We start from the raw sequence: 25,963 nt of genomic DNA on the forward strand, positions 1-25,963 counted from the left end.
GCTGACGTGCCGTCGTCCGCCGTCATGGCGCGGAGGGTTCGGGGGACGGGGCCGGGCCGCCGATCTCCTGCCGGAGCAGTCGCGCCTGTCTGGGCATGCTCCAGCCGAGGACTCCGGTGACTCTCCCGTCGCGCTCGTAGCGGGCTGTGAAGCGCCCGTCCGCAGGGTCACCGTCCACGACGGTCACCGCGGCGTCCGGGCCGAGCCTGCCGTGGGCCTGGATCCGGGCGTCGAACTGATCGGTCCAGAAGTAGGGCACGGGGGTGTACGGCCGGTCGGCGCCCAGGATGTTGTCCGCGACGGCGATGGCCTGCTCGGTGGCGTTCGTGCGGTTCTCCAGGCGCATGGGGGCGTCGAACAGTTCGTGGTGCCAGGACGCCACGTCCCCCACGGCGTAGATCCCCTCCGCCGCCCGGCAACGGGAGTCGCAGACGAGGCCGTTGTCGATGCGCAGCCCGCTGTCGTTCAGCCATCCGGTGACGGGTTCCGCCCCGATGGCGACGACGACCACGTCGGCGGGCAGGACCTCCTCCGTGTCCAGGCGCACTCCGCTCACCCGGCCCCCGGCCGAGGTCAGCCCGGTCACCGAGTGGCCCAGCCTCAGACGGACGCCGTATCCGGTGTGCAGTGCGGCGAGCAGACCTGACACCACGGGCCCGAACTGGGCCGGCATGGGCGCCGGTCCGGGACCTGTCAGGGTGACGTCCAGACCCATGGAGCGTGCGGTGGCGGCGATCTCGGAGCCGAGTACGCCTTCCCCGACCACGACGAGCCGCCGTGCCGCGAGGAGACCGGCCCGCAGCGCGAGGGCGTCGTCGAGCGTCCGCAGCACGTGAACGCCTTCGAGGTCCGGCTGCCCGGGCAGCGTTCTGGGGCGCAGTCCGGTGGCGACGACCACGGCGTCGGCGCTCACTTCGCGGCCCGAGGCGGTGCGTACCGTACGGGCGTGTGGATCGAGGCCGGCCGCCGGGTCGCCGAGGAGGAGTTCGGCGCGCAGACCCGCCAGCGCTTCGGGGGTCCGCAGCTGCGTCGTGTCAGGGGCCTTGCTGCCCGTCAGCACCTGTTTGGACAGGGGAGGGCGGTCGTACGGCTGGTGCCTCTCGGCGCCCAGCAGCGTCAACGTGCCCTGGTAGCCCTTGCGGCGCAGCGCCTCCGCGGTGGCCAGCCCGGCGGCGGACGCGCCGACCACGAGAACGCGGGAGGGAGTCATGGGACCTCTGTTCCTCGCTCCGGCGGCCCGGAGGCGGGCGCCGGAGCGCTGGTGGGCGGGAGAAGCGGATGACGCGTCGGCGGGTCCGTCAGCGGCAGCGCGTGACGGGCGCCGTCCAGAGCCCGACGACGGCGTCGATGAGACCGGTGGCGGTGTCGTGCCAGTCGGTACGGGGGGTGGGGGCGCCGGCGGCGAGAGCGCGTTCACGCTCCGCGCAGGTGTGGAGGATCAGGGTGCGTGCCATGGCGGCCCGCTCGGCATGGACGTCGGCCGGCAGGTCGGGCAGGCACCGGTTCAGCCCTTCGAGTGTCCGCAGCGTCGGAGGACAGGCGAGCGACTCCTCGGCCATGATGTCCTGCAGCACCGGGTCGGTCATGACCTGGGCGCAGAACCGGGCGAACCAGGTGGGGGCGGCCGCACGCGCGAGATGCTCGGTGGTGGGCCGCACCAGACAGGCCACCCACGCCCCGATGTCCGTCGGGTCCTCGATGTCTGCCAGCAGACGGGCACGGGTCCCCTCGATCTGCCCGACGTGCTTACGGACGATGGCCCGCACCAGATCGGCCTTCGTCCCGAAGTGATAGCCGACCGCGGCGTTGTTCCCCTGCCGCGCGGCTTCGCTGACCCGGCGGTTGGACACCGCGTAGACGCCGTGCTCGGCGAACAGCCGCTCCGCGGCGCACAGGATGCGCTCCCTGGTCTCGCCGGCCTGCTCGGCCCGCGCCGTCCGCTCCATGCACCGTCTCCTGGGTCGAGGGTGTCCCGGCGCAACAGGCAATCGGTCACCGCCACGTCGGTCAAGCAGTTGACTTAGATGTGGCCGAGACGGTCGCACGTCCACCGCAGGGCGGTCTCCTGGTGCCGGCGAGGCCCGTACCGCCCGCACCAGGAGGCCCACGGGTGCTCCTGGCCCCGCATCCGGCACCGCTCACCCGGTACGGCCCGCGGGCCTCCGGGCCCGGAGCATGCGGCTCCGGTGAGTGCCGGGAATTGGCGCGAAACCGCCGGGCGCACACGGACAGTCCCGGAATGCCGTGGCTCAGCGGCTCGGAGCTGCCTTTGCCGGCACGCCATGACACAACGCATCTGCAAGGCGAGAGCCGCATGATCGTTGTAAATGCGGGTGTGATCCACATATCGTGTCGCACATGCAGTCCTACACGATCGGTCAGGCGGCCCGTCTTCTCGGCGTGAGCCCGGACACCGCCCGCCGCTGGGCGGACGCCGGCCGGGTCGCGACCCATCGCGACGAGAGCGGGCGGCGCCTCATCGACGGCCGCGACCTGGCCGCCTTCTCCATCGAGGTCGCCCGGTCAGGGCCCGGCGAGGACGAAGTCCCCTACACCTCCGCGCGCAACGCCTTCCCGGGCATCGTCACGGCGGTGAAGCTCGGTGACGTCGCGGCCCAGGTCGAGATCCAGGCCGGCCCGCACCGCCTCGTCTCGCTGCTGACCAGGGAAGCCGTGGAGGAGCTGGGACTCGAGGTCGGCATGCAGGCGACGGCCCGCGTGAAGTCGACCAGCGTGCACATCGACCGCGCCTGACGCGACACCGCCACCTGCGGGCGGCGGCTCTCACCGAGGAGTTCCCCTGATGCCCTTCCCCCTCACCGGCCGCAGGGCCGGCGTCACGGCCCTGATGGCGGCTCTGCTCGCCACCCTGTCCGCGTGCGGCAGCGACGGCGAGGGCTCCGCCGCGCCGAAGACCGGGCTGACCGTGCTGGCCGCCTCCTCACTGACCGACGTCTTCACGACCGCCGGTGCCGCGTACGAGAAGGAGCACCCCGGCACGGAGGTGACGTTCTCCTTCGCCGGGTCGCAGGAGCTCGCCGCCCAGGTCGGTCAGGGCGCGCCCGCGGACGTGCTGGTCACCGCCGACACGAGGACGATGGACGGGCTGACGGCGGACACCGGCGAACCGGTGGTCATCGCGAGGAACCGCCTGGTCATCGTGACCGGAGAAGGCAACCCCGAGAAGGTCGGAAGTCTCGCCGACCTCGCCGATCCCGCGCTCCATGTGGTCCTGGCCGCGCCCGAGGTGCCGGTCGGCCGTTACGGCAAGCAGATCCTGGACGCCCAGGGGATCGACGTGAAGCCGGTCTCCCAGGAACCCAACGTCCGCGCGGTCCTCAGCAAGGTCGCGCTCGGGGAGGCCGATGCCGGGCTCGTGTACAGGACGGATGCCGTCACCGGCGAGGTCGACGCGATCGACATCCCCGACGCGCAGAACGCCATCGCGTCCTACCCGGCCGCGGCACTGAAGTCGTCCGGGAACAGCAAGGCCGCGGCCTCGTTCGTCTCCTGGCTGTCCACTCCCGGGGCCCAGGAGATCCTCCGGGCCGCAGGCTTCCAGAAGCCGTGACGGACCGGCCCGCAGGGAACGCGATGAAGCAGCTCCGCAGCCGCCCGCCGGGCCCCCGCGCCCCGCTCGCCCTGGCGGTTCCCGCCCTGCTCGCCGTCGTGTTCCTGATGCTGCCGCTGGCCGGCATCCTGGCGCGCACGTCCTGGGGCGAGCTCGGTACGCATCTGACGGACCCCGGCACCACGCGGGCCCTGAAGCTGTCACTGCTCGTCTCCGCCTGGGCGCTCGGGCTCTCGCTCGTGCTGGGAGTGCCCCTGGCCTGGCTGCTGGCCCGCGTCGACTTCCCCGGCAAGGCGCTCGTCCGCTCGCTCGTCCTGCTGCCGATGGTGCTGCCGCCGACCGTCGGCGGCGTGGCGCTCCTGCTCGCGTTCGGGCGGCGGGGGCTCCTCGGGCCCTGGCTGGAGGACACGTTCGGCATCATCCTGCCGTTCCACACCCCGGGAGCGGTCCTCGCCGCGGCCTTCGTCGCGATGCCGTTCCTCGTCATCAGCCTCGAGGGGGCCCTGGGCGGCCTGCATCCGCGGTACGAGGAGACGGCCGCCTCCCTGGGCGGCTCCCCGGTGCGCGTCTTCTTCACCGTGACCCTGCCCATGGTCGCGCCCGGCCTGGCCGCGGGAGCGGCGCTGACCTGGGCACGGGCGCTGGGTGAATTCGGCGCGACCATCACCTTCGCCGGCAATCTGCCGGGCACCACGCAGACCCTGCCCCTTCAGGTGTATCTGCTGCTCCAGGACTCCCCCGAGGCGGCCACCTCCGTCTCGCTGCTCCTGCTCGCCGTCGCCATGGCGGTACTCGTCGCCCTGCGCGGACACTGGACCGGCGCGCCCCGCTCCGCCGCTGCTCCGCGCCGCACCGCCGGGGAGCCCGCCCCGGAGCCGTCCGCGGAGGGCCCGCCCGCCCCCGCCTCGTTCCCCGCGCCCCGCGGGAGCTGGCCGCTGCACGCCGAGGTCACCGGCTTCGACCAGCTCATCCTCGACGCGGAACCGGGCACGACGATCGCCGTCGTCGGTCCGAACGGCGCGGGCAAGACGACCCTGCTGCGCGCCCTCCTCGGCCTGACACCGCGTGCGCACGCCGTACTGCGCCTCGGGGACACCGACGCCGGTGGTCTGCCCCCGCACCGGAGGGGCGTCGCGTGGGTCCCGCAGGACGGCGCCCTCTTCCCGCACCTCTCCGCACTGGCCAACACCGCCTACGGGCTCCGCGCCCGCGGGGTACCGCGCGCCGAGGCCCGGCGCGGCGCCCGGCAGTGGCTCGACAGCCTCGGGGTCGGGCACCTCGCCGCCCGGAGACCCGCCCAGCTGTCCGGCGGCCAGGCCCAGCGCGTCGCGCTCGCCCGCGCGCTGGCGGCGCGCCCCCGGCTGCTGCTCCTGGACGAGCCGCTCGCCGCCCTCGACCACACCACCCGCGCGCGTGTACGCCACACCCTGCGCACCCACCTCGACGGCTTCGGGGGTGTCTGCCTGATCGTCACGCACGATCCCGTCGAAGCGGTCTCGCTGGCGGACCGCGTCCTGGTACTCGACGAGGGGAGGGTCCTGCAGGACGCGCCGCCCGGCGAGGTCACCCGGCATCCGCGCTCCGTCTGGGTGGCCCGGATGCTCGGCCGCAACGCCTGGCCCGGCACGGCCACCGCCGCGGGCCTCCGGCTCTCCGGCGGGGGTCACCTCGTCGTGGCGGAGCCGCTGCCCGCCGGCGTCCCCGCCCTCGCGGTCATCGGCCCCGAGGCCGTGTCCGTGCACCGCGACAGGCCGGGCGGCAGCCCGCGTAACGTCTGGCCGGGCACGGTCCGCGAGATCACGACGAGTGGCAGCCGGCTGCGTGTCCTGGTCTCCTCCGCGCAGGCACCCGACCTGGTCGCCGAGATCACTCCGCAGTCCGCGGCCGAACTCGGCCTGGCCGAAGGGGTCGCTGTCTGGACCGGCGTGAAGGCGACCGAGGCGACCCTCGTCCCGAGGTAGGGCAGGTCAGTCCGTCAGTCCGTCAGTCCGGCGGCCACCGCCGCTCCCAGTTCCCAGCACGCCTCGGTGTCGGCCCTGCCGGGCTCTCCGGTGACGGTCACGGCGTCGGCCGCACGGCGCCAGCCGAGGCCCGTCGTGATCGTCTCGATGCCCCGTACGGCGCCGGTGACGTCGTTGCCGCCGTGCACGTAGTACCCGAAGGGCCGGCCCTTCGTCCCGTCGAGGCACGGGTAGTAGACCTGGTCGAAGAAGTGCTTCAGGGCTCCGGACATGTATCCGAGGTTCGCCGGGGTGCCGAGCAGGTAACCGTCGGCGGCGAGTACGTCGGACGCCGTGGCGGAGAGCGCGGCCCGCCGCACGACCCGTACGCCCTCGATGCCGTCCGTCGTCGCGCCGGAGACCACCGCTTCGAACAGTGCCTGGCAGTTCGGCGAGGGCGTGTGATGCACGATCAGCAGAGTGGCCACACCACCGAACCTACCCGCTCGCCGGAGCCCGCGCCCCGCCGGGGGACGGGGCGTCCGGGTGCGGGCGCCGGATCAGCCGGCGGCGCGGAAACCGCGCAGGCGAAGGCTGTTGCCGACGACGAAGACGGAGGAGAAGGCCATGGCCGCTCCGGCGATCATGGGGTTGAGCAGGCCGGCCGCAGCGAGCGGGAGGGCCGCCACGTTGTAGGCGAAGGCCCAGAACAGATTCGTGCGGATCGTGCCCAGCGTCCTGCGGGAGAGCCGGATCGCGTCGGCGGCCACTCGCAGGTCCCCGCGTACGAGGGTCAGGTCGCCGGCCTCGATCGCGGCGTCCGTGCCCGTCCCCATGGCCAGGCCCAGGTCCGCCTGGGCGAGCGCGGCGGCGTCGTTGACCCCGTCACCGACCATGGCGACGCTGCGGCCTTCCGCCTGGAGCTTCCTGACGACCTCGGCCTTGTCCTGCGGCATGACCTCGGCGATGACCTCGTCGATACCGACCTGGGCCGCGACGGACCGGGCGACCGCCTCGTTGTCGCCGGTCAGCAGGACGGGCGTCAGGCCGAGGGAGCGCAGCCGCCGGACCGCTTCGGCGCTGGTCCCCTTGACCGCGTCGGCGACCTCCAGGACCGCGCGCGCCTCACCGTCCCAGGCCACCACGATCACGGTCCTGCCGTCCTTCTCGGCCGCGTCCTTGGCGCTCGCGAGCTCTCCGGGCAGCCCGATGGCCCATTCGGCCAGCAGCTTCTCGCGGCCGACGAGGACGGCGTGCCCCTCCACGACGCCCCGGACGCCGAGACCGGGGACATTGGCGAAGTCCTCGGGGGAGGGCAGCGGTCCCACCGTCCCGGCGGCACCTTCGGCGACGGCCCGGGCGACCGGGTGCTCGGAGGAGTGCTCCAGTGCGCCCGCGAGGCGGAGCACTTCGGCCTCGTCCGTGGAGGCGGTGGTGTGGACCTTCAGCAGCGTCATGCGGCCCGTGGTGACGGTACCCGTCTTGTCGAGGAGGATCGTGTCGGCCCGGCGGGTGGTCTCCAGGACCTCCGGTCCCTTGATCAGGATGCCGAGCTGCGCCCCTCGGCCGGTGCCGACCAGCAGGGCGGTGGGCGTGGCCAGGCCCAGCGCGCAGGGGCAGGCGATGATCAGTACGGCGACGGCCGCGGTGAAGGCCGCGGTCAGTCCGGCTCCCGAGCCGAGCCAGAAGCCGAGCGTCGCGAGCGCCAGCCCGATGACGACCGGCACGAACACCGCGGAGATCCTGTCGGCCAGCCGCTGGGCGGCGGCCTTTCCGCTCTGGGCCTGCTCCACGAGCGCGGCCGTCCGGGCGAGCTGGGTGTCGGAGCCGACCCTGGTGGCCTCGACGACCAGGCGGCCGCCCGCGTTGAGCGTCGCGCCGGTGACGGAGTCACCGGCCGAGACCTCGACGGGGACCGACTCACCGGTGAGCATCGAGACGTCGACGGCGGAGGATCCCTCCACCACCGTCCCGTCGGTGGCGATCTTCTCGCCGGGGCGGACCAGGAAGCGGTCCCCGACCCGCAGGCCGGCCGTGGGGAGGGTGGTCTCACGTCCCCCGCGCAGCACGGTGACTTCCTTGGCGCCCAGCTCCATGAGCGCCCTGAGCGCGGCGCCGGCCTTGCGCTTCGAGCGGGCCTCGAAGTACCGGCCGGCCAGGACGAAGGCCGTGACACCGGCGGCGGCCTCCAGGTAGATGTTCCCCGCTCCGTCACTGCGGGTGATCGTGAACTCGAATGGGTGCGTCATGCCCGGCATCCCCGCCGTCCCGAAGAACAGGGCCCACAGGGACCACAGGAACGCGGCCGACGTGCCGACCGATATCAGTGTGTCCATGGTGGCCGCTCCGTGTCCGGCGTTGGTCCAGGCGGCGCGGTGGAAGGGCCAGGCGGCGTAGGTGACGACCGGGGCGGCGAGCGTGAGGGAGAGCCACTGCCAGTACTCGAACTGGAGGGCCGGGACCATCGCCATCGCGATGACCGGCGCGGCGAGCAGGGCCGCGGTGAGGAGCCGCTGACGCAGGGACCGCAGTTCACCGTCGGCGTGCTCGTCCTCGCCCCGGTCCCCGGCAGGCGCACCGGCGATGCCGGACTCCGAGCGGGGCGGGGCGGGGCGCCGGGCGGTGTAGCCGGTGGCCTCGACGGTGGCGATCAGATCGTCGACCGAGACGTCCTCGGCATGGACGACCCCGGCCTTCTCCGTGGCGTAGTTGACGGTGGCCTCGACCCCCTCCATGCGGTTGAGCTTCTTCTCGATCCGCGCCGCACACGAGGCACAGGTCATGCCGCCGATGACGAGTTCGACCCGGGCGGCCCCGGGTGTCGTGGGAGTCACGTCCTGCTCCTTGTCCGAATGGGTCCAGCATACCCCTGGCGGGTATCTTTTCCGCTCCTCAGATATACCCCCCGGCCGTATCCGGGGCAAGTCGGACCGGCGGTGTGCGCATACCCCCGGCCGGTATACGCTCGAGGTATCGGAACCTCGCGTGCCCTCCGCGCCGAACGCACAGGAGCAGTCATGAATCCCGCCGCGAAGATCACCGCTTTCACCACCGCACTCGCGGCGTCCTTCGGCGCCGCCTACGGCATCGGCCTCACTGCCGGCCCCGAGGCCGGCACCACCGCACCCGCCGAGCGCTCCGGCCACGCGGAGACCACTGCTCCGCACGCCGCCGGCGGCCGTACCGGCCCTCCCGCCGGAGGGCTCCAGATCTCGGAGGGTGGTTACACGCTGGACCTCGAGACCCCGCGCGTCCAGGCGGACCGGCGGAGCGAGCTGCGGTTCGCCATCCGTGACCGGGCCGGCCGGCAGGTCACCGAATTCCAGCGCGAGCACGGCAAGGAACTCCATCTGATCCTCGCCTCACGCGACCTGGGCACCTACCGCCACCTGCACCCCGCCCTGGCGGCCGACGGCACGTGGAGCATCCCCGTCGAGCTGCCCGCGGCGGGCGACTACCGGGTCTTCGCCGACTTCACACCGGCCGGCAGGAACACCACCGGCCTGACCCTGGGCGCGGACCTGGCGGTGTCCGGGCCGTACAAGGCGGCGGAACTCCCGAAGCCCGCGCCGACGGCCGAGGTGGACGGGTACACGGTCTCCCTGAACGGCGCCCTGCGCCCCGGCGTGCCCGAGCACCTCACCTTCACCGTGCGCAGGAACGGCCGGCCCGTCACCGATCTGCAGCCCTACCTGGGCGCGTACGGGCATCTCGTCGCCCTGCGCGCCGGCGACCTCGCCTATCTCCACGTACACCCCGAAGGAGGGCCCGGTGACGGCTCCACGAAGCCCGGACCGGGCATCTCCTTCACCGCGACGGCACCCGGCGCGGCCACCTACCGCCTGTTCCTGGACTTCAAGCACGACGGCACCGTCCGGACCGCGGCGTTCACCCTCCCGTCCGGTGCCGCTGCCCAGGCTCCTCGCCCGGCCGGACCCACGGACGGCCATGAGGACGGCCCCTCGGGCCGGCACGAGGACGGTCCGCACGGGGGCAGCACCTCGGGCGCCCGGGAGGGCGGGGGCGAGGGGCACTGAAGCACCCCGGAGGGCCGGGCAGCCAGGGGCCGGGTCCGCCTTCGCCCCCTCAGGCCTCGATGTGCCCCAGCCACGCGTCCTGCGCGTCGGCCAGCGGCCGCCGCAGGGGAAGAGCCTCGAAGCGGCAGGCGAACGTGAGGCCGGCGTCGGCGCTCCCGGGGGCGCCGGTCCCGTCCCGGCGAGCGCACGCAGCGCCTCACGGTCCGTGGACCGCCCTACTCCGAGAGGGGCCGCCAGGGCCGTCTCGCCGGGAGCTTCGATCCCACGGGCCAGGCGCCGGCGGTGACCTGTGCGCGCGGATGCCCGGTGGCCTGTCCGACGAGAGGCGAGGGCCTCAGGGGCCCCAGCGACATGTGTGTTCACTTACCGGCGGACACCTCAGGTTGTCCGAGGAGTCGGTCGCGGTTACCGTACCCGGCATGCCGCCGCGTGAGCTCCTTCTTCCCGTCCGACGCTGCGGGGCCTGACACCCGTCCGACCGGCCCCGCGGCGGGTGCCGGGCGGACGGGATCGCCCGCTGGGGATCCGGCTGGGGAACCTCGGCCCTGACCGCCTCCGTCCACGCGGTCATGGCCGCCGTCAACCGCACGGGAGCACAGAGACGATGACGACGCACAACCCCCCTGTCCTGCGTGTGCGCGACGTGGACCTCGTGCGCGACGGGAACCCGATCCTGAGCGAGGTGTCGCTGACCGTACGGGCCGGCGAGCACTGGGCCCTGCTCGGCGCGAACGGCGCCGGCAAGAGCACTCTGCTCAGCCTGCTCGGAGCACTGACGCACCCCACCCGTGGCACGGTCGAGGTCCTGGGACATGAGCTGGGAAGGGTCGACCTGCGTCAGCTGCGTACGTACGTCGGCCATGTCGATCCGCGTCACGCACCGCGCTCGCCGCTGAAGGTCAGGGACGTCGTCCTGACGGGCCTGACCAACAGCGTGGAGCCCGTGCCCCGCCGGCGGCCGACGGCGGAGCAGACGGCGCTGGCCGACGGCCTCACCGGCCTGCTCGGCCTCGCCGGAAGGCGGGATGCGCGGTGGCCGACCCTGTCGCAGGGCGAACGGGGGCGCGTCCTGATCGCGCGTGCGCTCATGCCGCGGCCGCGGCTGCTGCTCCTGGACGAACCGGCGACGGGTCTGGACGTCGCGGGCCGCGAGCAGTTGATCGAACGGATCGACACCCTCCAGCAGAGCTCGGCGGAACTCGCGTCGGTCCTGGTCACGCACCACCTGGAGGAGCTGCCTCCCGGTACGACGCACGTGATGCTGTTGCGTGACGGGCGGTGCATGGCCTCGGGCCCGGCGGACGAGGTGCTGACGCGCGATCAGGTCAGCAAGTGTTTCGACCACCCGGTCCGCCTCACCCGTCTCGAGGGCCGGTGGAGCGTGCGGACGCGGCGCCGGTCCGGCTGACCGGGACCGGCGCCGCGAACGTCCGCGAAGGCCCGGGGACCTCCAGGAACGGCTTCCCGGGATCGGCGCCGGTGGGCCGGCCCGCCGGGCAGCGCCTGCCGTACCTGGCCGGGACGGGACCTACCGCACCAGGCAGGGCCGTTTGGCGTCGAACGTCCAGCCGGGCACGAGGTACCGCATGGCGTCGGCGTCGTTCCTCGCCCCCAACGCCTCCTTCCGGTACAGCTCGTGGGCGGCGAGGAGGCGGTCCATGTCGAGCTCGACACCCAGCCCGGGGGCGTCGGGGACGGCGATCTCGCCGTCGGTGATGCGCGGCGGGCTGACGGTGAGCCGCTCCAGGCCCTCCTGCCAGATCCAGTGCGTGTCCAGGGCGTTGTACTCCCCCGGGGCGGCGGCACCACAGTGCGTGATCATGGCGAGCGAGATGTCGAAGTGGTTGTTGGAGTGGCAGCCCCAGGTCAGACCCATCGCGTCACACAGCTGGGCCACGCGCACCGACCCCTGCATGGTCCAGAAGTGCGGGTCGGCCAGCGGGATGGACACCGACTGCAGGGCCAGGGCGTGCGTCAGCTGCCGCCAGTCGGTAGCGATCATGTTGGTCGCGGTCGGAAGGCCCGTCGCACGACGGAACTCGGCGAGGACCTCGCGTCCCGAATAGCCGTCCTCCGCCCCGCAGGGGTCCTCGGCGTAGGCGAGCGTCCCCACCAGCGGGGAGCACAGCTCGACCGCCTCGCGCAGGGACCAGGCCCCGTTCGGGTCGAGGGTGACCCGCGCCTGCGGGAAGCGGTCCTTGACCGCGCGGACGGCCTCGACCTCCTCCGCACCGGCGAGCACCCCGCCCTTGAGCTTGAAGTCCCGGAAGCCGTAGAGGTCGTGGGCGGCCTCGGCCTGGCGGACGATCGCCTCGGGCGTGAGTGCCTCCTCGTGCCGGATGCGGTACCAGTCGGTGTCCGAGCCGGGTTCGCGGACGTACTCCAGGTCGGTGCGGTCGGGGTCGCCGACGTAGAAGAGGTAGCCCAGCACCCGTACGGAGTCCCGCTGCCGGCCGTCGCCCAGCAGCGCTGCGACCGGTACGCCTAGGTGCTGGCCCAGCAGGTCGAGCAGCGCCGACTCGACCGCGGTGACGGCGTGCACGGTGGTCCTCAGGTCGAAGGTCTGGGCGCCTCGCCCGCCCGGGTCACGGTCCGCGAAGCGGTCGCCGATCTCACGCAGGACACGCTTGTAGTCACCCACCCTCGCGCCGACGACCAGCGATTCGGAGTCCCGCAGGGTCCGGGTGATCCTCTCGCCCCCGGGCACCTCTCCCAGTCCCGTCCGGCCGTCGGAGTCCTCGAGGACGACGATGTTGCGGGTGAAGAAGGGGCCGTGGGCACCGGAGAGGTTCAGCTCCATGCTGTCGCGGCCGGCGACGGGATACACGGCGAAGTGGGTGATGGTCGGCTGGTTCATGCTGCTCGGGTTCCTCGTGCACGAGAGGGGCGGGGAGCGGGGGTCGGAGGCCGAGGACCGCGAGCACCGTCGTGTTCCACCGCGCCGGGCGCGGTGGCCACCTGGACGGTCAGATACGCCGTGTACGACTCCAGGTCGAGGCCGCCGTCGCCCCGGAAGCCGGTGAGGGGGAAGGACGGCACGGCGCACGCCGTGCCGTCCCGTAATCGCTGGGTGATGCCTTCGGTGTCCGCGTCGAACCGCTCCACAAATCTTATCCTCATATGCAGATGACGTACATGTATGAGAACGGAGATTAGGCGGGTGAACCGACGCGGTCAATGGGTGTGACAGCGCGGATTTGCGAGGGGGAGATGCAGGAGAACAGCGGGGTCCGTGGCGTCAAGTCGGCGTCCCGCACCGTCGCGCTGCTCGAACTCCTCGCCACGCGGGGGGACCGGCCGGCCCGCCTGGACGAACTCGGCGTACCGCGCAGCAGCATGTACCAGCTGCTGCGGACCCTCACCGACTGCGACTGGGTGCGCACCGACACGGCCGGGTCCCTCTACGGCATCGGCATCCGCGCCCTGCACACGGGCACGAGCTACCTCGACAGCGACCCGCACGTGCGCGCGGTCCGCCCCTGCCTCGACGAGGCCTCGGACGCGCCCGGCGAGACGGTCCGTCTCGCCCGGCTCGACGGCCCCGACGTCGTCTGTCTGGCGACGCGTGAGTCCCACGAATACCTGCGCACCATCAGCCGGGTCGGCCGCCGGATACCGGCCCATGCCGGAGCGCTCGGCAAGGCTCTGCCCGCCGAGCACCCGGATGACCGACTGCCGCTCCCCCGGGGACCGTTGAGGCCCCGTACGGAGAACACCCACACCGAGTGCACCACTCTGCTCGCCGACCTCGCCGGTGTGCGCGAGCGCGGCTACTCCATCGACCGCGAGGAGACCGTGGAGGGCATCGTGGGTTTCGGGTTCGCCCTGCGGTACGACTCACCGGCCGTCGACGCCATCAACTGCTCGGTTCCGGTGGCGCGGCTGAGCGCGGAGCACGAGGCCCGGGTGGTGGCGGTCATGCGGGAGACCAGGACGAAGATCGGGAGCGCCCTGCCTCCCGCGTCCGGCGCCCCGGACTGGCGCTGATCCTGCCGCGGTGCGCGGGTGGGGCCGTGCTCTCGGGACGGCGTGCCGGGCGCGGTGCCTCCACGGGGCTGCGGGAAGTCACGCACCGTCGGAACGGGCAGCGCTCGACGCGTGCCCGAGCGGCGGCCCACCGCACCTCGGGAAAGGCGTCCGGGCCGCCTCGCCCCCCGGACCGGCCGCCTGCCCCCGGTGCCTCGCCACAGTTCCGGACTCCCGCCCCTGACCCCGGGAAACAGAGGACCGGGGCTCCGGGCCGGCACACGAGAACGGGGGCCGTCGCATCCGACGGCCCCCGTTCCGGGCGAGTGACGCCGCGGTCCCGGCGTCACTGCCTCATGCGGTCCCGCCCCCCGGGAGCCCCGGGGTTCCTCCGGGCCCGGCCGGGCACCGGGACCTGACCGTCATCCGGCGTACGTCTCGAATTCGGCCACCTTCGCCGTACCGGTCGAACCGGTGATCTCGAAGGTGATCTTCTTCAGCGAGGTCCGGGGGACCGCGATGACGCCCGCACCGCTGCCGGAGGCCAGGACGGCGCCGTTGTCGGCGTTGACGACCCTCCAGGTCTTGATGTTGCCGGCGGCTCCTGACGCCTCACGGATGTCGACCTTGGAGACGGACGTGGCGGACCCCCACTTGACCGAGACCGAACCGGTGGAGCCGGCCGGCGACCAGTGGGTGCCCATGTCACCGTCCCGCACATTGCCGTAGCTCGTCCCGTCGGCCTTGCTGGAGCCGTCGGCACCTGCTCCGATGCTGAGGTTGGTGCCACTGGGCTCGGTGGGGTCGGGCGTGGGGTCCGTCGGGTCCGGGGTCGGGTCCGTCGGGTCGGGAGCCGGGTCCGTCGGATCCGGTGTCTGCGGCGAGCAGTTGCCGTCCGACACCTTCAGGCCCTTGTTGGCGCCCGCCGTCTCGTTCACGATGCCCGGCACGCAGCTCGCGCCGTCGAGCTTGTAGGAGTAGGGGATGCTGACGGTGGTGTTGGACTTCGGGTCGGGCCCGGCGGGCTTGTTCTCGCTGCCGGGGGCGGACCAGGTCACGTTGTCGAAGGTGTTGCCGCTGACCTGCCAGTATCCGGCCGCGTCGGTGTAGAACGTGCCGAGGACGTCCTTCGAGTCCTTGAAGTAGTTGTTGTCCACCTTGGCGCGCGCACCGGCACGGGAATTGATACCGGACTCGTTGAGCTTCACGTAGTAGTTGTTGTAGATGTGCGCGATGCCGCCACGCAGCAGAGGCGCACGCGAGTCGAGGTTCTCGTACAGGTTGTGGTGGAAGGTGACGTAGCCGTTCGAGACGTCGGACTCGCTGGACCCGATGAGGCCACCACGGCCGGAGTTGCGCAGGGTGCTGTAGGACAGCGTGACGTACTGGGTGTTGTTCTTCATGTCGAAGAGGCCGTCGAACCCCTCCGACTCACCGCCCGACGCCTCGAGGGTGGTGTGGTCGACCCAGACGTTGCGGACGTCGCTCTCCATGCTGATGGCGTCACCGCCGTTGGAGGTGGGCGAGCCGGACTTCTTCACGTTCTTGACGGTCACGTTCTGGATGATGATGTTGCTGGACTGCCGGATGTGGATGCCCAGCTGGTCGAAGACCGCCCCGCTGCCGACACCGACGATCGTGACGTTGCTGATCTGCTTGAGCTCGATCACGCCGGCGGCGGTGTTGCAGCTGTCGCCCGACACCTTCGCGGTGTTGCCGTGGTTGATCGTGCCCTGGACCTCGATGGTGATCGGGGTACTGCTGCTGGCCCGGGTGCACAGGGCCTGGTGGATCGCGGTCCCCGTGGTGGCCCGTACCGTCGCCCCGCCGGCACCGCCGGTCGTCCCGCCGTTCTGGGTCGCGTAGCCGGTGGCGCTGCCGGTGACCGCGGCCGACGCCTCGGGCATCGTCAGCACCACACCCGTCGCGGCCGCCACGGCCAACGTGGCCAGCGCGGCGTTGAGTCGCAGTGCGCCTGGTCGTCTCATCTTCGTGTCCCCATTCATCTTCACAAGCCGTGTTGCTGCTCCATGCCGCGGTCGCAACGGCGAAGCCACCGAGGCCGCCGGTCTGTGACCGGTGACTCCCGCAGGCCAGTTGTGCGTGTACTTCTCGATGCGGCCGGGCCGGCGGTACCCGCCCGGCCCGGAGGTGCGGAGCCGAAGGCCGCAACAGCGGCTGACGGCCCGGATGAAGCCCTGGGCGAGACCGGTGGCGGCTCGTGCGCGTCCGGCACGACGGCTGTCGCGAGGGACGCTTCCACCGGACCGGACCCAGAAGGGGAAAGCGCTTTCTGTCCGAGACCATAGAGCGCCCGCCCCTGAACTGACAAGGTTCATGACACTTGTCGATTCCGGATCCGCCCCCGGGGCGCCGGGCCGACGGGGCGCGGCAGGAAAGCCGCGAGCCGCACTCATTGACATGCACAGGATAAATTACGATGCTGTGGGAGCGCTCTTTTCATCGATGTACATGTAGGCCGGAAACGGGTTCCGAGGCTGCTGCGCCGCCCCCGCGACCGGTCTCCGCCATGATCCTGAACAGCCCCTGCCTCCGCCCGGCCGCCTCCTCTCAGCGGCCCGGAGGCCGACCATGGAGCAGGATGATGAAGTTCTCCCGCCGCCTTTCCGGTAGCGTCGCCTTCGCTCTCTCCGCCTTGCTCGCCGCGGCGGTGTCCCTCTCTTCGGCCGAGCCCGCGCGGGCGGACCGGACCGGTCTCCGGGCCGCTGATCCCAGCGTGCTCCGCGTAGGCGGCACGTACGTCTCGGTGCAGTCGGCCGGTGGCGGCATCGCCGTACGACAGGCCGCGTCGACGGCTGCCCTGGCTTCGGCGCCCGCTCGCCAGGTCTGGTCCGACACCCGGGGCCGCGGCGAGGTCTGGGCCCCGGAGATCGTGAGGGACGGCGGCCGTTACTACATCTACTTCGCGGCCGGGCGGGGTGCGGCGCACCGGATGTACGTCATCAGCTCGGCCGCACCCGACAGCGGGTACACCGCCGAGACGAAGCTCGCGCTCGCCGACGACAAGTGGGCCATCGACGGCACCATGTTCACCTTCGAAGGGCAGCGCTGGTTCGTCTGGTCCGGCTGGGCCGGCGACACCGACGTCGAGCAGAACCTCTACATCACCAGGATGAGCAGCCCGACCACACCGACCGGCGCGCGGTACGTCATCTCCCAGCCCCGGGAGGGCTGGGAGCGGGTGGTCGGCAACCCGTTCATCAACGAGGCACCCGAGGCGATCAAGGACCCGAACGGACAGCTGCACATCGTGTACTCCGCCAACGGCAGCTGGAGCGACCAGTACTGCCTGGCGGACCTGAGGCTCCGGTCCGGCGGCGACCCGACGTACGTCTGGGACTGGTACAAGTCGAACGGCTGCCTGTTCGGCTCCAACCGCGCGACGATGATGTCCGGCTGGGATCCCACGCTGTACGTCGACGGACCCGGCCACCACAGCTTCGTCCTGCTCGACGGCGACATCGGTACGAGCCCGCCGGCCGGCCCGCGGTTCCCGCTGATGTTCCACGCGGTCGCGAAGGGGACGCCGTACTCGTGGGCCAACCGGCACTGGTACACGGGCACGTTCAGCTGGTGGGGCGACATCACCTACAGCCGTGCGAACGTCCCGGGCGCCGGAACCAGCACCGGCTGGAGCCTCAAGTTCTTCGAGTGACACGGACGAGGCCGTTGCCGGGCAGGCACCCGCAGCACCCGGGACGGCGGCCTGGGCACCCGGTCCCCGGCCGCCCTGTACTCGCCGGAAAAGGTGTGGCCGGGGCGGCCGGAACGCCACGGACCTCCCCAGGCCCGGCGGAAGGCGTCCGGCTCCCGCCGGGCCGCACGGCGGCGGCTCTGTCCGGCCGCCGCCGTGCGGCCCTCTTCGTCCGACGAGTCCGGTCCCGGGGACGGCCCGGGCAGGCCGCCCGCGTGGACGCGGGCGGCGGCCACCGGCTGAGGGCGGGCCGGCCCCGCGGTTCTCTCAGCCGTTCCTGTCGAGGAGGCGGCCGCTGGGCGCGGTGAAAGCACCGCGGTCGAAGATGCGCTCGCCGCGCAGCCAGCTGGAGGTGACGACCCCGTGCAGGGTCCTGCCGGCGTAGGCGGTGACCCGGTTACGGTGCTCCAGCTCGGCGGGGTCGACGGTGAAGGCCGCCTCGGGGTCCAGGACCGCGAAGTCGGCGTCCCGGCCTGTCTCGATCGCGCCCTTCCGCTCCAGGCCCGCAAGGCGCGCGGGCCCGGCGGACATCCAGCGGACGACGTCCTCCAGGCTGTGGCCACGGCGGCGCGCCTCGGTCCAGATGGCGGGCAGGCCGAGCTGCAGTGAGGAGATGCCGCCCCAGGCGGAGGCGAAGTCGGGGGTCTTGAGGTCGGCGGTGGAGGGCGAGTGGTCGGAGACGACGCAGTCGATCGTCCCGTCGGCGAGCCCCTCCCACAGGGCGTCCTGGTTGGCGGCCTCGCGGATCGGCGGGCAGCACTTGAACTCGGTGGCACCGTCCGGGACTTCTTCGGCGGTGAGGGTGAGGAAGTGCGGGCACGACTCGACCGTGATCCGGATGCCCTCCGCCTTGGCGGCGGCGATCAGCGGCAGTGCGCCCGAGGAGGACAGATGCAGCACGTGGACGCGGGCGTTCAGCCGGCGGGCCTGGGCGATCAGGTTCCCGATCGCCGTGTTCTCGGCGTCGCGGGGCCGGGACGCGAGGAAGTCCGCGTACTTCCCGCCGCTCCGCTGCGGGGCCGCGGCCAGGTGGTGCGGGTCCTCCGCGTGCACGATCATCAGGCCGCCGAAACCGGTGATCTCCGCGAGGGAGTTCGCCAGCTGCTCCTGGTCGAGTTCGGGGAACTCGTCCACGCCGGAGGGTGAGAGGAAGCACTTGAAGCCGTGGACACCGGCGTCGTGCAGCGGACGCAGGTCCTTGACGTTGCCGGGCAGCGCGCCGCCCCAGAAACCGACGTCGATGTGCGCCTTGGCGCGGGCGACCTCCTGTTTGATCCGCAGGTGCTCGACCGTGGTGGTCGGCGGCAGCGAGTTCAGCGGCATGTCGAGGAGGGTGGTGATGCCACCGGCGGCCGCCGCACGGGTGGCGGTCCAGAAGCCCTCCCACTCGGTGCGGCCGGGGTCGTTCACATGGACGTGGGTGTCGACGAGTCCGGGCAGGACGACGTGGTCACCGACGTCCTCCAGCCGGGCACCGCCCGGCACCCCGGCGTCGTACGGCAGCACCGCGGCGATGGTTCCGCCGGAGACGGCGATCGACGCGGGACGCGTCCCCTCGGGGGTGATGACACGCGTCGAACGCAACACCAGCTGTACGTCGGGCACGGATGCCCCTCCTCTTTCTGAGCCTGTTCTTCGTGCGGGACCGGGGTCCGGCCCACGCCTCCTGCGCGAGGTACGTCAGTCCGCCTGCCGGGGCGGCCAGTTGACGAACCGCTTGGGACGCGGCGGCGCATAGGTGCGCACCTTGGAGGTGGTCAGCCCGAGCCGGACGAGGGACTCGGCGATCGTCACCGCGGCGCTGACGCCGTCGACGACGGGGACCCCGGTGCGTTCGACGACACGTTCGGTGAGGCCGGACATGCCGCCGCAGCCCAGGCAGATGACCTCCGCCCGGTCGGCCTCCACGGCCTGCGCCGCCTGTTCGACGATCGCGTCGACAGCCGCCTTCTCGTCGCGTTCCAGATCCAGCACGGCGAGTCCGCTGGCCCGTACGGAGGCGCAGCGCGCGCTCAGGCCGGCGGCGTGGAGGCGCTCCTCGATGAGCGGGACCGTACGGTCGAGGCTGGTGACGACGGAGTAGCTGCGGCCGAGGAACTGGGCGGTGCTCGCGGCCGCCTCGGTGATGTCGACGACCGGTACGTCGAGGAGTTCCTGCAGCCCTTCGCGGCCGTGCTCGCCGTAACCGGCCTGGATCACGGCGTCGAACGGCTCCGGGTAGGCGCGCACCGTCTCCATCACGGCGATGGCGGCGAGGTAGCTCTCGTAGTTGCCCTCGACGGACTCCGCCCCGAAGACGGGCGTCAGCGGGACGATCTCGGTACCGGGCGACGCGGCACCGGCCGCCTGCTCGCCGATCGTGTCGGTGATGGACTGTGTGGTGTTGACGTTGACGACGAGGATGCGCAAGGTACGGCCTTCGGTTCGGCGGTTCATTCGGCGGCGACGGCGATGGCCTCGCCGTCCACGTCCCGGATCTGCGCGGCGCGGTCCGCGGTGATCGCGTACAGCACGGCGGCGAGGAAGGCGCCCACGAACCAGGAGAAGCCGGCCGCGGCGTGGAAGAAGGGCACGAGGGCGACGACGACGGCGACCGCGGCGCTGGGGACGAAGGCGGCGACGGCACGGGGGTTGAAGCCCCGGCTGTAGTGGTACTCGCCCCGCGGGTCCTCGCTGTAGAGGTCGGGGACGTTGATCCTGGACTTCCGCAGCAGCCAGTAGTCCGCCATGATCACACCGAAGAGCGGCCCGAGGAGGGCACCGAGCCCGCCGAGGAAGTAGTTCACGACGACCGGGCTGTTGTAGAGGTTCCACGGCAGGATCGCCAGCCCGGCGACAGCGCTCACCACGCCCGCCCGGCGGAAGTCCAGCCGGCGCGGGAAGAGGTCGATGAGCGCGTAGATCGGCGCGACGAAGTTGGCCAGCAGGTTCACCGCGACGGTCAGGGCGATGAGCGCGAGCGAGGCCGTCGCCAGGAGGAACATGTTCGGGATGGTCCGGACGATGTCCGTGGGGCTGGTGACGACGTGCCCGTCCAGCTTGAACTGCGCCCCGCTGAGGGCCACCACGATGACGGCGAAGAAGAGCATGTTCAGCGGGATGCCGATGACGTTGCCGCGGACGATCGACCCACGGCTCTTCGCCGACCGGGTGAAGTCGCAGAAGTTCAGCACGAACGTCCCGTAGATCACCACCCACAGCGCGGCGGCCTGGAGGATCTGCAGCCACATGGCTCCACCGGTGAGCGGCGCGTCGACGGAGAGGGAGATCGAGGCGTCCGCGCGTACGAACATCCAGACCGCGAGGGCGAGCATGGTGATCAGGGTCGTGGGCGCGGCGAAGGCCATGTACCTCCGGATCATCTGCATTCCGTAGCTCACGATGAGGAGCTGCAGAGCCCACAGGGAGAGGAAGGAGATCCAGCCGAGGGCCGACTGGCCGAGCAGGGAGTTCGAGTCCATGGTGCGGAGCCCGGGGAACATCGCGATGAGGAGGGCGCTCAGGACGGCGGAGGCGAGGTAGGTCTGGATGCCGAACCAGGCGATGGCGACGACGCCACGGACGGCGGCCGGTATCTTCGCCCCCCTGATGCCGAAGGCGATGCGGCTCATGACCGGGAAGGGGACGCCCGTCTTGTGCCCCATGAACCCGGACAGCGTCAGCAGCAGGAAGAGCAGCACCGACGCGAGCGCGAAGGCCGCCAGGATGCCCCACACGTTGAGCCCGAGCGCGAAGAGGCCGAGGGCGAAGGCGTAGTTACCGAGACTGTGGACGTCGTTGGCCCAGAGCGTGAAGACGTTGTACGCGCCCCAGCGGCGTCCCTGTTTCTTCGTCGGGGCCAGGTCATAGGTGTACAGGACGGAGCTGGTGGCTCCGGTGTCCCCGTCGGCCCGGGTGGCCGTCCCGGGCGGCCGGTCCTCCACAGCAGTCATCGATCGGCCCTCGAGTATTCGCTAGGGGTCGCAACGAGGCCTGTGGATGGCCTACTTCGGAGAAGGCTGCACACCGCGGGCCCTGGCGACCGAGAGAGGTTTCAAAGGTTTCCACCAAGTGGAAGTTGATTTCCGCAAACCAAAACGTAGTTTTCTCCGAAGGCCGGCGTCAAGGGTTACGGACGGGCGACTTCGACGTGAACACAGCACCTGCACGGGATGGGCGACACCCGAGGCCAGATGCCCGTGCCGCCATGCCGGCGGTGCGGGGGGAGCCGCCGGTTCCGCAGGGCACCTCGTCGCGCCGAGCCCCACGGCCGGTACTCGTCCCAGGGCATGCGGGAGGGGAGATCCCGGCTCCGTCGGCGCGTTCGTCTCCGCGTATCGGGCCTCGCGCCGCACCTGCTCACACCTCGGCCAGCAGCCTGTCGAGCGGTTCGGGCGCACGGCCGGGGCCGAGGGCCTCGGCCAGGACGCGGCCGTAATGGATCTTGCGTCCCTTCTTCGTGCCCAGGAAGCGCCGTAGCCGCTGCCCGGGGGTGCGGCCCCGCTGCGCCGGCTGGTGCAGGAAGGTCTGCAGGGGGCGCAGGTCTCCCTCCGCCTCGACGAGCTCCGCCACCCGTGCCGGGCCCAGGGCGCGGATGAGCTCGTCCTCCAGATCCGCCGCACAGACGAAGAAGCCCTGTCCCGTCGCCCCCGCCCGCTCCAGGCCGCGGGTGTAGTAACCGCGCTCGGCCTCGTCGCACAGCCCCGTGAGGCGGAGATCCAGACCGGGCGGACCGAGCAGGCCGGCGAAGCGGCCGATGCTCATGGCGCCGCCCATCGGCAGGACGCAGACCCCTTCGGCCGCCAGGTCCCGGCCACGGCTCGCGGCCAGTGCATCGACCGCGGCGGCGTCACTCGGTCCTTCGAGCAGAACGACCGCCCGGACCGGCACTCGCGCGGCCAGATCGCGCGCGGGGCCACCGGGGCCGCCGGCCGCCCACGCGGTGACCGCTTGCCGGAACGCGTCCATGTCAGCCATAGGACGAGTCTCCCCCGCTCCCCCCGCCCCACGACAGGGGTTCTCCACCGCGCGAGAATGCCCGGGCGCCGACGACGAGCGACCCCTACGCACACGTCCGGCCCCCGCATGTGACGCGGGCCACGGGAACCACGTGTGCGCCGCGGAGAGGAACAGGCGTGAGGGATACAGATGACCAGATGCGCGCACGCATACGCGCGGGCGACCGCGAGGCGTTCGCCGTGCTGTACGACGACTGCGCCCACGCCGTGGACACCTACGCGCTGCGGCTGACCGGTGACTGGTCGGCCGCCGAAGAGATCATGTCCGAGACGTTCCTGACCGCGTGGCAGAGCCGCTCACGGGTCGAGGAGCGGGGTGACTCGCTCCTGCCCTGGCTGCTCGGCATCGCCACCCACAAGGCGGACAACGCCAAGCGGCGCGTACGCCGATGGCGGGTGTTCCAGGCACGGCAGCCGCCGCCCCGCGTCCAGAAGGACTTCGCGCAGGTCACGGTCGACCGTATCGAGGACGCCCGGCGTCTGACCGCCGTCCGGAGCGCCCTCCGACAGCTGCGACGCCACGAGCGGGAAGTCCTCGTCCTGTGCGTCTGGTCCGGCCTGGACTACCAGCAGGCGGCCGAAGCCCTGGGCGTCCCCGTGGGCACCGTGCGCTCGCGCCTCTCGCGCGCCCGCAGACGGCTCGCCCGTCTCGCGGAAGAAGACCTGGAACCCGCCGGCGCCCGCGGAGAGGTTACGAGTGCGGCCGTACCGTCGGCCCCGACCGAGCGGCAGGAGCTCATATGAAGGACAAGGCACCCACGGCTTCCCCGAGGAGCCGCGGCGACCGCGAAGAACTCGCCCGTCTGCTGCCGGCCCCTGCGGAAACGCGGCTTCCGCAGGAGCGGCACCTTCACCACAAGGAACGTCTCTTGAACCGGATCGACAACGACCGGGCCGGTCGGAGCAGACCGCAACCGCGCCGGATGCCACGCTTCGTGGTGCCGGTGACCGCGCTGGCCCTGGCCTGCGCCGTCGCGGCGGGTATCACCCTGACCGGCCACGACCGGGACGGCGTCTCCGCGCAGCGGGACACCGTGGTGAACATGCGGCCCGCCGCGGCGCTGCTGGATCAGATCTCCGCCGCCGCCGGGGAACGGGATGCGCCCGTCGTACGCGACGACCAGTTCGTCTACACCAGGAAAAAGGCCCGCGAGGTCGATCTGACCAGCGGCACGGCGGTCATCGGCCCCCTGAAGGACTACGAGAAATGGCTGTCGCAGGAACCGGGTCCTCTCCGTAAACAGGGCCTCATCCGCACCGACGGGGAAGCGGCGGACCTCAACGCGGAGTTGGGCGACACCGAAGGCACCCCGGCCGGGATGAACCGGCCCACCTACAGCTGGCTCAGCTCTCTGCCCACCGATCCCGAGAAGCTGCTCACCTACCTGTACGCCAAGACGCCCCGGTTCGAGGAACGCGAGCGCGATCAGGCGGTGTTCGAGCAGATCGGCTACCTGCTGGGCGGGGTGATGCCGCCGGACACCGCAGCCGCCCTGTACCGGGCCGCGGCGAGGATACCCGGCGTGACCGACGCCCCGAAGATCCAGGACGCGATCGGCCGCGAGGGCATCGGCATCGTCCGTGAGGACACGCGGTACGGCATCCGCACCGCGTGGGTCTTCGACCGGGAGGACCTCACGTTCCTCGGGTCCACCAGCACACTGACCCGGCGGACCCCGTACGGCGGGCCGGGGACCGTGCTGTCCAGCTCGGCCGAGACCGGACACGGCGTGGTCGACGAGGCGGGACAGCGGCCGGCGGAGGTGACCACGCAGGGGGCCGGACGCGAGAGCTGAGGGACGGCAGCCCCTTCCGGGCACCACGAAGGCATAGCCCCCATGTGCGGACACCGACGGCTCCCGCTGACCGGCGGGAGCCGTCCCGTGCGGTCGACGGCTCAGGCCCCCATCAGACCACCCTTCACAGCGGCCACGAACACCGTCCAGTCGTCTTGCGCGAAGGTGAGCACGGGGCCGCGCGGGTTCTTGCTGTCACGCACGGGGACGACAGCTGCGAAGCCGTCGGCGACCTCGATGCACGCGCCACCGTCCTGGTTGCTATGACTGCTCCTGCGCCAGGTCGCGACGCTCAGGTCGATGGATCGCACGACAGTTCCTCCAACATGCGCAGGATGAATTTTTGTGACTCTGCTGGGGAAAGCGCCAGGTCACGCGTTGCATCGTACGCACGTTGCATCCGCTCCACCGCAATGCTTTCCTCGTGGAGTTCCCCTCCGTACCCGTGCTCCGTGTACGCCACAGTACGACTGTCCGGCAATCGAAGAAACCAGACGTCAGTACTCGACAACCCGTGCAACCCGGCGTTCTGCGGCAGCACTTGGAGCGTCAGATTCGGCCGCTCCACCATCTCGGACAGGTACTCGAGCTGGCCCCGCCACTCCTCCGCATTCCGCAATGCTGTCCGGAGAGCCGCCTCTGACAGGATCGTCCGGAACGGCGGCGCGTCCTCTCCCTCCAGCAGGCTCCGTCGTCCCATCCGCGCCTCCACCTGCTGCGTCAGCCGTACCCCGCTGAACCCGCCGGATGCCAGAAGCTCCCGCGCGTACCCCGGGGTCTGCAGCAGCCCCGGCAGCACGCTCACCGCGAAGTGCCACAGGCTCGTCGCCTCCGCCTCCAGCGCCATGTACCGCCGGTACCGCTCCTTGAACTGCGCCTGGTCGCTGATCGCCAGTTCCCACAACGCCAGCAGCAGCCCCGGCGTCCCGTAGTACTGGTCCAGCGCCTGCACCACCTCCGGGCCGCCGACCGTCTCGCCCTTCTCCATCTTCCCGAACAGTGACCAGTCCCAGCCCAGCCGCTCGCCCAGTTGCCGCAGGCTTTCGCCGCGCTCGGTGCGCAGATGCCGCAGCTCCTCCGCGAACCGTGCACGTGGTTCCCTGCTGCGGCCCGTGACCGCCCGCCTCGTCGGCATCGCACCCTCCGTGGAACGTGTGGAACATGACTCACCTGCCGGGGAGGCACCCCTCGCCCCCGGTGCGCCACAGCCCCGACCGGGTCATCCTGGTGAGGAAATCCTCACGCACCGTAGCGCCGGGCACATGGCCGGACAGAGGAATCAGCGAAGGAACAACCGAAGGAAGACACCCATGACGCCGGCGTCGCAGAAGCCGCCTCTTCCCCGCAGGCCACCCCGGGACGTCGCAACGGCCAAGGTCCAGGAGGCCGTCGATGCGCGTGACGCCCTCGCCGCCGCGCTGAGCGGTGCCGGCATCCAGCTGCCCGCGATGGACGTGCGCACCCCCTGGCCGGACACGGAGGGCGACGACAGCGCACGGCCGGCCCGTTACGCCCTCGTCCACCTCGGCGTCTGCTCCGCCCCCGTCGCGCACGCCCTCGCCATGGTGATCGGACACGGGGCAACCAGGTGAGAGACGACGACATCCCTCCCCTCGGGACAGCCGTGCACGACGACGGCAGCGGCCGGGTGGGCCTGGTGACGGGCCACCAGGGCCCCTGCGTCCGGCTCCGCCCGCTCGGCGGGGGCCGCGCATGGGACGCGGACCCGGCCCGCGTACGACCGGCCGACCGGGACGAGTTGCTCAGCGCTCAGCTCGCCGAGGTCAACGCACGGAGTCGGCGCGGAATCTGACTTAGGCACTGTTTCTCGGATCTCCTGACGCGAGTGGGGTGTTGGGGCCAGGCTGGCTGTATGGGCCGTGGTGATCTGACGAATGCGGAGTGGGATCGGCTGGAGTCGTTCTTGCCTCCTGGTGGCGC

The 25,963-nt window shown here is 71.7% G+C and carries 24 protein-coding genes and 1 pseudogene; 11 read left to right on the top strand and 14 right to left on the bottom strand.

The features are described 5' to 3' along the window. Positions 1 to 22: 22 nt before the first annotated feature. Both ACF1FZ_RS29020 and ACF1FZ_RS29025 read right to left on the bottom strand, forming a co-directional pair. A complete protein-coding gene (locus ACF1FZ_RS29020; RefSeq protein WP_391776356.1) occupies positions 23 to 1,210 on the bottom strand; it encodes an NAD(P)/FAD-dependent oxidoreductase in 1,188 nt (395 codons plus the stop codon). An 88-nt stretch (positions 1,211 to 1,298) separates the two neighbouring features. Further along, positions 1,299 to 1,946: a TetR/AcrR family transcriptional regulator gene (locus tag ACF1FZ_RS29025; protein ID WP_391776357.1), complete on the bottom strand. Its 648-nt coding sequence runs from the start codon at positions 1,944 to 1,946 to the stop codon at positions 1,299 to 1,301. Positions 1,947 to 2,358: 412 nt separating this feature from the next. On the opposite strand from ACF1FZ_RS29025, the gene ACF1FZ_RS29030 reads away from it, so the two are divergent. Genes ACF1FZ_RS29030 through ACF1FZ_RS29040 form a run of 3 tightly spaced genes read left to right on the top strand, consistent with a single transcriptional unit; the run spans position 2,359 to position 5,532 of the window. Then, a complete protein-coding gene (locus ACF1FZ_RS29030) occupies positions 2,359 to 2,754 on the top strand; it encodes a molybdopterin-binding protein (RefSeq protein ID WP_391776358.1) in 396 nt (131 codons plus the stop codon). Positions 2,755 to 2,803: 49 nt separating this feature from the next. After that, positions 2,804 to 3,571 (top strand): molybdate ABC transporter substrate-binding protein, encoded by a 768-nt coding sequence (gene modA, locus ACF1FZ_RS29035; RefSeq protein ID WP_391776359.1) that lies wholly within the window; start codon positions 2,804 to 2,806, stop codon positions 3,569 to 3,571. A gap of 23 nt (positions 3,572 to 3,594) precedes the next feature. Then, positions 3,595 to 5,532, top strand: a complete 1,938-nt coding sequence (locus ACF1FZ_RS29040; RefSeq protein WP_391776360.1) for an ABC transporter permease — start codon at positions 3,595 to 3,597, stop codon at positions 5,530 to 5,532. 14 nt (positions 5,533 to 5,546) lie between these two features. Here the strand turns inward: ACF1FZ_RS29040 and ACF1FZ_RS29045 are convergent, their stop codons facing one another. Continuing rightward, the gene (locus ACF1FZ_RS29045) at positions 5,547 to 5,999 is read right to left on the bottom strand and encodes a flavodoxin family protein (protein ID WP_391776361.1); all 453 of its coding nucleotides are present in this window, start codon (positions 5,997 to 5,999) and stop codon (positions 5,547 to 5,549) included. A gap of 72 nt (positions 6,000 to 6,071) precedes the next feature. Further along, positions 6,072 to 8,345, bottom strand: coding sequence for a heavy metal translocating P-type ATPase (locus ACF1FZ_RS29050; RefSeq protein ID WP_391776362.1), 2,274 nt, complete (start codon positions 8,343 to 8,345; stop codon positions 6,072 to 6,074). 183 nt (positions 8,346 to 8,528) lie between these two features. Between ACF1FZ_RS29050 and ACF1FZ_RS29055 the strand changes: the two genes are divergently transcribed. Next, positions 8,529 to 9,548, top strand: a complete 1,020-nt coding sequence (locus ACF1FZ_RS29055) for a hypothetical protein (protein ID WP_391776363.1) — start codon at positions 8,529 to 8,531, stop codon at positions 9,546 to 9,548. A gap of 164 nt (positions 9,549 to 9,712) precedes the next feature. On the opposite strand, the pseudogene ACF1FZ_RS29060 reads toward ACF1FZ_RS29055, so the two are convergent. Beyond that, positions 9,713 to 9,901 (bottom strand): annotated as a pseudogene (locus tag ACF1FZ_RS29060) (GntR family transcriptional regulator); the annotation flags it as partial. Positions 9,902 to 10,152: 251 nt separating this feature from the next. Here ACF1FZ_RS29060 and ACF1FZ_RS29065 point away from each other — a divergent pair. Further along, on the top strand, positions 10,153 to 10,956 hold the full coding sequence (locus ACF1FZ_RS29065) for an ABC transporter ATP-binding protein (protein ID WP_391776364.1): 804 nt from the start codon (positions 10,153 to 10,155) through the stop codon (positions 10,954 to 10,956). A gap of 120 nt (positions 10,957 to 11,076) precedes the next feature. On the opposite strand, the gene ACF1FZ_RS29070 is transcribed toward ACF1FZ_RS29065, so the two are convergent. After that, on the bottom strand, positions 11,077 to 12,405 hold the full coding sequence (locus ACF1FZ_RS29070; protein ID WP_391776365.1) for an enolase C-terminal domain-like protein: 1,329 nt from the start codon (positions 12,403 to 12,405) through the stop codon (positions 11,077 to 11,079). Further along, on the bottom strand, positions 12,402 to 12,653 hold the full coding sequence (locus ACF1FZ_RS29075) for a hypothetical protein (RefSeq protein ID WP_391776366.1): 252 nt from the start codon (positions 12,651 to 12,653) through the stop codon (positions 12,402 to 12,404). Before ACF1FZ_RS29075 ends, ACF1FZ_RS29070 begins: the two co-directional genes overlap by 4 nt. A 105-nt stretch (positions 12,654 to 12,758) precedes the next feature. Between ACF1FZ_RS29075 and ACF1FZ_RS29080 the strand changes: the two genes are divergently transcribed. Continuing rightward, positions 12,759 to 13,535 (top strand): IclR family transcriptional regulator, encoded by a 777-nt coding sequence (locus ACF1FZ_RS29080; RefSeq protein WP_391776367.1) that lies wholly within the window; start codon positions 12,759 to 12,761, stop codon positions 13,533 to 13,535. 401 nt (positions 13,536 to 13,936) lie between these two features. Here ACF1FZ_RS29080 and ACF1FZ_RS29085 read toward each other — a convergent pair whose 3' ends face one another. Beyond that, a complete protein-coding gene (locus ACF1FZ_RS29085; protein WP_391776368.1) occupies positions 13,937 to 15,502 on the bottom strand; it encodes a polysaccharide lyase family 1 protein in 1,566 nt (521 codons plus the stop codon). Positions 15,503 to 16,119: 617 nt separating this feature from the next. On the opposite strand from ACF1FZ_RS29085, the gene ACF1FZ_RS29090 reads away from it, so the two are divergent. Continuing rightward, a complete protein-coding gene (locus ACF1FZ_RS29090; protein ID WP_391776379.1) occupies positions 16,120 to 17,190 on the top strand; it encodes a glycoside hydrolase family 43 protein in 1,071 nt (356 codons plus the stop codon). Between the two features lie 306 nt (positions 17,191 to 17,496). Here ACF1FZ_RS29090 and allB read toward each other — a convergent pair whose 3' ends face one another. From allB to ACF1FZ_RS29110, 4 genes are all read right to left on the bottom strand, one after another. Then, positions 17,497 to 18,834 carry an allantoinase AllB gene (gene allB, locus ACF1FZ_RS29095; RefSeq protein WP_391776369.1) on the bottom strand — a complete coding sequence of 446 codons (1,338 nt, stop codon included), beginning with the start codon at positions 18,832 to 18,834 and terminating at the stop codon, positions 17,497 to 17,499. A 75-nt stretch (positions 18,835 to 18,909) separates the two neighbouring features. Further along, positions 18,910 to 19,638: an aspartate/glutamate racemase family protein gene (locus tag ACF1FZ_RS29100; protein ID WP_391776380.1), complete on the bottom strand. Its 729-nt coding sequence runs from the start codon at positions 19,636 to 19,638 to the stop codon at positions 18,910 to 18,912. Between the two features lie 23 nt (positions 19,639 to 19,661). Then, entirely contained in the window at positions 19,662 to 21,161 is a 1,500-nt protein-coding gene (locus ACF1FZ_RS29105; RefSeq protein ID WP_391776370.1) for an NCS1 family nucleobase:cation symporter-1, read from the bottom strand. Between the two features lie 406 nt (positions 21,162 to 21,567). After that, positions 21,568 to 22,185 carry a TOPRIM nucleotidyl transferase/hydrolase domain-containing protein gene (locus ACF1FZ_RS29110; protein WP_391776371.1) on the bottom strand — a complete coding sequence of 206 codons (618 nt, stop codon included), beginning with the start codon at positions 22,183 to 22,185 and terminating at the stop codon, positions 21,568 to 21,570. Between the two features lie 179 nt (positions 22,186 to 22,364). Between ACF1FZ_RS29110 and ACF1FZ_RS29115 the strand changes: the two genes are divergently transcribed. Beyond that, on the top strand, positions 22,365 to 22,970 hold the full coding sequence (locus tag ACF1FZ_RS29115; RefSeq protein ID WP_391776381.1) for an RNA polymerase sigma factor: 606 nt from the start codon (positions 22,365 to 22,367) through the stop codon (positions 22,968 to 22,970). After that, on the top strand, positions 22,967 to 24,022 hold the full coding sequence (locus tag ACF1FZ_RS29120; RefSeq protein WP_391776372.1) for a CU044_5270 family protein: 1,056 nt from the start codon (positions 22,967 to 22,969) through the stop codon (positions 24,020 to 24,022). The genes ACF1FZ_RS29115 and ACF1FZ_RS29120 overlap by 4 nt, the downstream gene beginning before the upstream one ends. A gap of 101 nt (positions 24,023 to 24,123) precedes the next feature. Here the strand turns inward: ACF1FZ_RS29120 and ACF1FZ_RS29125 are convergent, their stop codons facing one another. Beyond that, positions 24,124 to 24,333, bottom strand: coding sequence for a DUF397 domain-containing protein (locus ACF1FZ_RS29125; protein ID WP_391776373.1), 210 nt, complete (start codon positions 24,331 to 24,333; stop codon positions 24,124 to 24,126). Further along, positions 24,315 to 25,157, bottom strand: a complete 843-nt coding sequence (locus ACF1FZ_RS29130; protein ID WP_391776374.1) for a helix-turn-helix domain-containing protein — start codon at positions 25,155 to 25,157, stop codon at positions 24,315 to 24,317. The genes ACF1FZ_RS29125 and ACF1FZ_RS29130 overlap by 19 nt, the downstream gene beginning before the upstream one ends. Positions 25,158 to 25,332: 175 nt before the next feature. Here ACF1FZ_RS29130 and ACF1FZ_RS29135 point away from each other — a divergent pair, with 175 nt between their 5' ends. Beyond that, positions 25,333 to 25,614, top strand: coding sequence for a hypothetical protein (locus tag ACF1FZ_RS29135; protein ID WP_391776375.1), 282 nt, complete (start codon positions 25,333 to 25,335; stop codon positions 25,612 to 25,614). After that, positions 25,611 to 25,835 carry a hypothetical protein gene (locus ACF1FZ_RS29140; RefSeq protein ID WP_391776376.1) on the top strand — a complete coding sequence of 75 codons (225 nt, stop codon included), beginning with the start codon at positions 25,611 to 25,613 and terminating at the stop codon, positions 25,833 to 25,835. Before ACF1FZ_RS29135 ends, ACF1FZ_RS29140 begins: the two co-directional genes overlap by 4 nt. Positions 25,836 to 25,963 lie beyond the last annotated feature (128 nt).

Source organism: Streptomyces sp. NPDC014623 (genome assembly GCF_043088245.1).
Classification (GTDB): domain Bacteria; phylum Actinomycetota; class Actinomycetes; order Streptomycetales; family Streptomycetaceae; genus Streptomyces.